The organism is Hydrotalea sp. AMD, assembly GCF_004100315.1.
Lineage (GTDB): Bacteria > Bacteroidota > Bacteroidia > Chitinophagales > Chitinophagaceae > Hydrotalea > Hydrotalea flava.
On the sequence record NZ_SCKY01000052.1, the window covers coordinates 1 to 5,826 of the forward strand.

General features: G+C 36.5%; 5 protein-coding genes. 4 read left to right on the top strand and 1 reads right to left on the bottom strand.

The window, feature by feature from the left end; genetic code table 11:
* The 4 genes from EO766_RS17580 to EO766_RS17595 all read left to right on the top strand — a co-directional run.
* Positions 1 to 2,056: RHS repeat-associated core domain-containing protein (locus EO766_RS17580; protein ID WP_287101692.1), on the top strand; the 2,056-nt coding region annotated here is incomplete at its 5' end.
* Between the two features lie 139 nt (positions 2,057 to 2,195).
* The gene (locus tag EO766_RS17585) at positions 2,196 to 2,792 is read left to right on the top strand and encodes a hypothetical protein (RefSeq protein WP_287101693.1); all 597 of its coding nucleotides are present in this window, start codon (positions 2,196 to 2,198) and stop codon (positions 2,790 to 2,792) included.
* Positions 2,793 to 3,791: 999 nt separating this feature from the next.
* Positions 3,792 to 4,343, top strand: a complete 552-nt coding sequence (locus tag EO766_RS17590; RefSeq protein WP_074419231.1) for an RHS repeat domain-containing protein — start codon at positions 3,792 to 3,794, stop codon at positions 4,341 to 4,343.
* Between the two features lie 592 nt (positions 4,344 to 4,935).
* Positions 4,936 to 5,316, top strand: coding sequence for a hypothetical protein (locus EO766_RS17595; RefSeq protein ID WP_143439110.1), 381 nt, complete (start codon positions 4,936 to 4,938; stop codon positions 5,314 to 5,316).
* Between the two features lie 89 nt (positions 5,317 to 5,405).
* Here EO766_RS17595 and EO766_RS17600 read toward each other — a convergent pair whose 3' ends face one another.
* Entirely contained in the window at positions 5,406 to 5,621 is a 216-nt protein-coding gene (locus EO766_RS17600; RefSeq protein ID WP_218332125.1) for a helix-turn-helix domain-containing protein, read from the bottom strand.
* Between the last annotated feature and the right edge of the window lie 205 nt (positions 5,622 to 5,826).

Below are 5,826 nucleotides of genomic sequence, written 5' to 3' on the forward strand. Positions count from 1 at the left end.
CATTAGCAGCATACAATACAATTATTTAAACCTGCCACAACAGGTAAGTGTAACAGCAAAAGGAAACATTCAATATGTATATGATGCATCGGGTAACAAGCTGGCAAAAATAACAACGGATAATACCCTAAACCCTGCTGTTACCAATGCCACATTGTATATTAATGGTTTTGTGTATCAAAACGATGTGCTACAGTTTGTTAGCCATGAAGAAGGCAGGGCAAGGTTTATACCCGCATTGGGCAGTGTACCGGCCAGCTTTGCGATGGATTATTTTATTAAAGACCATTTGGGTAATGTACGAATGGTACTGACCGATGAGCAAAAACAAGACATATACCCTGCTGCTACAGTAGAAGGCAGCATAACTAGCAATACCAGTGCTGCATACATAGAAAACCAATATTATAGTATTAATCCGGCAGCCATTGTACCCAACCCCCGGTTTATGCCAACCTACCCCAATAACAATGGCATACCCAACAACAACCCCAATAGTAATACTACTGCCAATAGTACACAGGTATACAAATTAAACAGCAGTACTGGCGATAAGAGTGGGTTGGGCATTACCCTAAAAGTAATGGCCGGTGATGTTATTGATATTTTTGGCAAAAGTTATTATAGCCAAAATAACACGAATGACAATACCAATTACAACTTACCCATATTAACCCTGTTAAGCGGTTTATTGGGCACACCCGCCAATCCCTTAGCAGCGGCCACCCATGGGGCATTAACGGGAAGCCAGCTAAGTAGTATAGGCAACAATAGTAGTGGCGTGGGTAGTTTTTTAACATCCGGCAGGTTACCCACCACCTCCACCGTACCGAGGGCTTATATAAATTATATTATTTTGAATGATCAATTTCAGTATATTAGCGGAGGCTTTAGTGTGGTAGGCAGTAGTGGTGTAGTAAAAGACCACCATAACGATGCCAGTATGCAGGGTATACAAATACCTAAAAATGGGTATATTTATATTTATTGCAGCAATGAAAGTCCGGTAGATGTGTTCTTTGATAATTTGCAGGTAGTGCATACACGAGGGCCGATACTTGAAGAGACGCATTACTATCCATTTGGATTGACAATGGCGGGCATTAGCAGTAAAGCAGCAGGCGGAAAAGAAAACCCATACAAATATAACGGCAAGGAATTACAGCACCTGGAGTTTAGTGATGGCAGTGGTATAGAACTCTATGATTTTGGTGCCCGGCTGCAAGACCCGCAATTAGGCAGATGGAATGGTATAGACCCATTGGCAGAGCAAATACGCCGTTATTCACCCTATAACTATGCATTGGATAACCCGGAACGGTTTATAGATAAAGATGGGATGGAAGCGGAAGAATATGAAGGTGAATATGGTGTTAGGGACAATACAACTTCTGCTGCTTCGTTTAAGAATTGGAAGTATATTAAGTTTTATCCGGGATCTGCTGGGCCTGCTAAAAGATTCAGTATTAAACAAAATTCAAATGATGATTGGGTTCATAATAAAACAACCGGTAGGGTTTATTGGGATGATAATGTGAAGAAAGCGGATGATGTAAAAAATCCGAATGAGGAATATTATGGAGATGGTTCAGATAAGAAACGCTATGTTTCAAATGCAGGAACAGTTGAATTAGGAAAAAACGGAGATTGGCATATTGTTACAAATGAGGAGCTATCCTCATCGGTAAATAATAATGCTAATTCTGAAAAAAGAGATATTGGTAATCTAGTTGGTAATGTTATAGGACTTGCATTAGATTCACATAATCTTGCAATGGATGGTGCTACAGCTTTAGCAAAAGGAACAGGTGGATTTGGAGAGACAATGAGAATTGCAACAAGAACCACAGGTCTTGCTGGAGCCACTCTTGGTGCTTTCATGGCAGCTACACATATGGCACAAACGGGTTTTAATTGGAGTGATGCTAGTTCTTTCGGTTTGGGATTTATTTCTGGAGCACTAATCATAGCATGTCCCGAATGTGAAATTGCATCATTTGTACTAGATGGGATTATAATTACTAAAGATGCTTATGATGCTACCCAAAAAAAATAAATTCTTCAGAAAAGCTTACTAATTCAGAATAATTTAAAAACTGATGATAACTTTAAATACTAAATTAATTAAAAGGAAAAAATACATAATTTTTACAGGAATATTTTTACTCTTCGGGATACTTCTAGCATTATTTATTATGATGGAATTAAATTTAATAGTTATAGGACAGACTTTAATTGTGATTACAATGTTTATTCCATTTATTTTTCAAAAGCGATTCCAAAAGCATTTTGTCAATCCAGCTATTTTGAACTTTTTTGATGATTATTTTTCCATTGACATCTTAGATAGGAATGATAATGATATTACTCAAAGAAAAGATGTAATTCAATACAATGAAATAAAGTCATTTAGAGTATTTGATTCTTCAAAGGATACATCAGCATTGTTAAGTATATATTTGCGAAGTGGTGATAAGCTAACATATAATTTTGTTGAGCAAGAAATAATCAAAGGTAAAACTGAAATTAATGAAGTTATTTTTACTGTTATTAATAATTATAACAGTAGAAATTCAGGAGATAAAATCAAGCTAGTTCCTAACTTTTTTGCTTCGAAAACTGGTCGTATATGTATAATTTTATTATCTTTTTTGATTGTAATTTCTGTCATAATACAAATTATATATAAACCTAAAACGATTCCGTTTTCAGTAATACCAGGTTTAACTTTGTATTTAATAATTATAATCCAAGCAAGGCAAGATAGACAAATGATGGAGAGGTTGAAATAAAGGAAGAATGATCGATATAATCTAATATTTTTTTATCATTATTGTCTGGACATAGTTGTAAAATAATACTTCAAACCCCCAACTCGGGGTAGTTTATCCAACATAAAATTTCCCCTCGTCGTATGGCTTAGCCTACGCCGTAATTTCTTGTAGCTTGCAGCTACCCGTAGCAAATTTCATCCAATAATCACCTCTATATCAAAACCCCCAACCTCATCGTAGTTTATCCAACATAAAAATTTCCCCTCGGCGTATGGCTTAGCCTACGCCGTAATTTCTTGTAGCTTGCAGCTACCCGTAGCAAATTTCATCCAATAATCACCTCTATATCAAAACCCTACACCTAACTTAAGCCTGCGTCTAATGATAAATGTTTTTTAGCTTTCTGCTACCTTTTCAAATCAGCAATACCATTCAATCATAATGCCAATATTGCGGTTAAACTTTCTAAAAAGTTAGAACTCTGAGTAGGCATGCCGACATCATTACCCCATCTCAGCGTAGTTTATCGAAAATTCAATTTTTCCCTCGGCGTATGGCTGTGCCTACGCCGCACATTTTTGTAGTTTTCATCTACCATCACCAATTTTCATTCAATATATCAATAATTTTGTATAGCATTATTATTTCAGTATATTAGCGGAGGCTTTAGTGTGGTAGGCAGTAGTGGTGTAGTAAAAGACCATCATAATGATGCTACTATGCAGGGGATACAAATACCCTTACCTCAGCGTAGTATATCAACATAAAAATTTCCCCTCGGCGTATGGCTGTGCCTACGCCGTAATTTCTTGTAGCTTCCAGCTACCCGTGGCAAATTTCATCCAATAATCACCTCTACCTCAAAACCCCACCACTGCCAACAAATTCTTTAAAAAGGCCATATAGTTAAAGGTTGCTTTTTTATTTGATATTAAACACTCATGAATTTTTTGCAAAAACCCATATTAATAATTTTGTATAGCATTATTATTTCAGTATATTAGCAGTGGCTTTAGTGTGGTAGGCAGTAGTGGTGTAGTAAAAGACCACCATAACGATGCCGGCATGCAGGGTATACAAATACCTAAAAATGGGTATATTTATATTTACTGCAGCAATGAAAGTCCGGTAGATGTGTTCTTTGATAATGTACAGGTAGTGCATACACGAGGGCCGATATTGGAAGAGACGCATTATTATCCATTTGGATTGACAATGGCGGGTATAAGCAGTAAAGCAGCAGGCGGAAAAGAAAACCCATACAAATACAATGGCAAGGAATTACAGCACCGGGAGTTTAGTGATGGCAGTGGTATAGAGTTGTATGATTTTGGCGCCAGAATGCAAGACCCCCAAATAGGCAGATGGAATGGAATAGACCCATTTGCAGATAGGATGCTGAATATTTCACCGTATGTATATTGTTTTAATAATCCTATTCGATATATTGATTTAAATGGAATGGAGGGAAATGATGCAAATGGTGATGATGAAATGGTGCACGTTCGATATGAAAAAAATAAAAAAACCGGTGAAATAACCCACCCCATCGTAGTTTATCCAACATAAAATTTCCCCTCGGCGTATGGCTACGTCTACGCCGTAATTTCTTGTAGCTTCCAGCTACCCGTAGCAAATTTCATCCAATAATCACCTTTACCCCACCCCATCGTAGTTTATCCAACTTAAATTTTCTCCCTCGGCGTTGGCTGTGCCTACGCCGATCTTATTCGTAGCTTTTAGCTACCAAGCACATTCATTCAATCATTACTATCTCAAAACCTCACCACGGCTTTTACATCGTTCAGCAAGATAGAACTGTGGGTAGGTAAGCCGACATTACTACCCAAAAGGCAATCTTGCAAAAGGTTGCCTTTTTTTATGCGTAATGATGTGTACAAAATTATTTGCATAATTAGAAAAAGACTAATTTTAATAAAATGGTCGTTGTAAATATTAACAAAATGCCGGGCGTAGCTGAAAGCATACGCCCAGATGATGAAATTTGAAAAGGTAAACTACGCGGAGGGGGGGTGCTTCAGTGCCAGTTGCAGGCTGGATAGTAGGAGCTGCCTATTTTATAGCTAATACTATTGTGGAAGCAAAAACTGGGCATAGCATTACAGAAAATTTATTTGATTCAGGAAAATACTAAATGTATATGTACGATTATATTTTTTGGATATTATACAGGCGAAATATTAACCGTAACAATAGCGAATGGCTGAGTAGAAACAATGCAAGTGGAGTTGTGTTTTTTGCAATTTTTATACATGTCGTTTTTGTTATACTAATCATCAAAAAACTGGTTAGGAGTAATCTTGGATTAGAAAGCATAAACTTTGACAAAGGAATTTTAGGTGTCTCATTCTTATTGTGTATTCTTCTTGTTTATCTATACTATACTAAAAATAAGATTGCAAAGATTGGTAAAAAGTATGAAAACAGAGATAGTGCTTATATAGAGTTTGGTGGTTGGATTGTAGCTGCACTTATATTTATCCCTTTACTTATTATTCTTATTATTGGCTGGAAAAGATAAATTGATAACAACAAAGCCGCGGCAACCGCTGCGGTTTTTTTATGCATAAGCTTTTCTTGTTTTAGCATCACGGAGGAAAGCATCAACCGTTACGAGGATAGATTTTTTTCTTCATCAAGCAGAGAGTTAATCTCATTCAGTCGTTTTAACATAGCCGGGTCTTTTAAAATATTTACTTCTTCCGTCTCACCAAGCAAATAACCAACCGTAGTATCAAGAAGTTTAGCCATTTTTTTAGCCACTTCAATAGAAGGCTGTGCCAGATTGCGTTCATAGTGGTATCCAACCTTAGCGTAGTTTTTCAAACATACATTTTTACTCGGCGTATGGCTTGGTAGTAGTCATCCAAATTGGAAGTTGCAATTTTCGATCTTCAGTTTTTTAAACTTTATATTTACGCAATCAAAAAATTACAATGGCAAAGAAAGAATTACAGGCATTAGTGGCAGAACAAAAAATACTAAATAGGATTTATGTTATCCGAAATCAGAAAGTAATGTTAGACGAAGA

Excerpts from the sequence above, each read along its gene's own strand:
- EO766_RS17585 (WP_287101693.1), top strand. The coding sequence starts at position 2,196 with ATGATGGAATTAAATTTAATAGTTATAGGACAGACTTTAATTGTGATT.
- EO766_RS17595 (WP_143439110.1), top strand. The coding sequence starts at position 4,936 with ATGTACGATTATATTTTTTGGATATTATACAGGCGAAATATTAACCGT.